This window comes from Paenibacillus sp. HB172176 (assembly GCF_011947265.1).
Classification (GTDB): domain Bacteria; phylum Bacillota; class Bacilli; order Paenibacillales; family Paenibacillaceae; genus Pristimantibacillus.
Genome location: NZ_JAATHD010000067.1, coordinates 1 through 1,470, shown reverse-complemented (window position 1 = coordinate 1,470; position 1,470 = coordinate 1). Strand labels below are relative to the sequence as shown.

Annotated in this window: 1 protein-coding gene; it reads left to right on the top strand. The window is 50.5% G+C overall.

The annotated features are described in order from the left end of the window. Positions 1-110: 110 nt before the first annotated feature. Complete coding sequence (locus HFP08_RS28740; RefSeq protein ID WP_168124070.1) at positions 111-1,469, top strand: IS4 family transposase; 1,359 nt, start codon at positions 111-113, stop codon at positions 1,467-1,469. The last annotated feature ends 1 nt before the right edge of the window (position 1,470 follow it).

Genomic DNA, 1,470 nt, shown 5'->3' with positions numbered 1-1,470 from the left:
AGGTTTGAAGCCGAATGATTAGTTGACTTGACGCCATAGAAAAACACCGCTTCATTTGGTAAAGTGAAGGTGTCGAACAATCACTACCATACAGAAGAGGTGTCTTCCCTATGATAGACCAACAACCATCATTTGATCAACTTCCAAACGAAATTAAACCGGCTTTCCAGGAACTACATGTGCTGAAACACTTGCGCAGCGCGGGTTTCAAGAAAACATTCGGCTACACTTGCTCCGCTCTTTTCCGCCTCGTGTTTGTTCTCTTGTTTCATCAAAAAAACTGGTTTCGCCTCTTGGAAAGCAAGAAAGGAGAGGCATTTCCGGGCAAGGATGCCGTTTACCGCTTTTTGAATCACAGTGGTTTTGCATGGCGGCGATTTCTGCTGTCACTAAGCGGCGATACCATCTCTCGTATGGAGTCCCTCACATCTGAGAACCGGGAGAAGGCGTTTGTATTGGATGATTCCATGTTTGAGCGCAACCGCAGCAAGGCGGTGGAGATGCTGGCGCGCTTTAAGGATCATGCGACAGGTGCCTTCTATAAAGGCTTCCGCATGCTCACCATGGGTTGGTCCGATGGTCATTCCTTCGTTCCTATTGACTTTGCACTCCTTAGCTCGGCTAGCTCCGGCATCAACGGTATGATGGAAGGCATCGATAAGCGCAGTCATGGATACAAACGCCGCAAGGAGGCCTTTTGTTCGGCTCCGCAGGTCGTTGCGGCCATGCTAGACCGAGCCCTCCAAGCTGGAATTTCAGCTTCGTATGTGCTCATGGATAGCTGGTTTACGCATGCGCCACTCATCAGGGAAGTGCTCTCACGCAGGCTGCATGTCATCGGCATGGTCAAGAACGACAACAAGCGTTATCTCGTAGGCGACAGACGGTTGAGTCTGAAGGAGTTGTATGCGGCTGCGCCTCGTGTGCAAGGAAAGAATCGCAACATTCTTCGTCTCATCCGTACCGAGCTGGCGCCAGGCATTCCAGTAACCATTGTCTTTGTTCGTCATCGCTCCAAGAAAAACGAGTGGCTGGGTCTGCTCTCTACCGACCTGTCACTTGAAGCCTCCGACATCATCCGGATCTACCGGATGCGCTGGGACATCGAGGTGTTCTTCAAGTGCACCAAATCCTTGCTACGCTTGCAAAAAGAGTTCCAAGGGCGCTCATATGATCTGCTCGTGAGCCATACGACGATTGTCTTTTCTCGATACATTCTACTCTCTTGGCAGCATCGCCAAAGTACGGATGCTCGGTCTTTTGGTGGTCTATTCTATTTGCTGTGCGATGAAGTCGGCGAATTGGACTGGGCAGTCGCTTTGCAACAACTGATGGACCTGATTCAGGAAGTCGCCTCCAAAGCCGGGAAGAAACTTTCGACTTTGATTCAGCGTCAACTCCAACACTGGATCGCCGCTTTGCCCAGCTACATCAAGGCCTACCTACCTATTTCAAGCTGCGAAAGTTGAG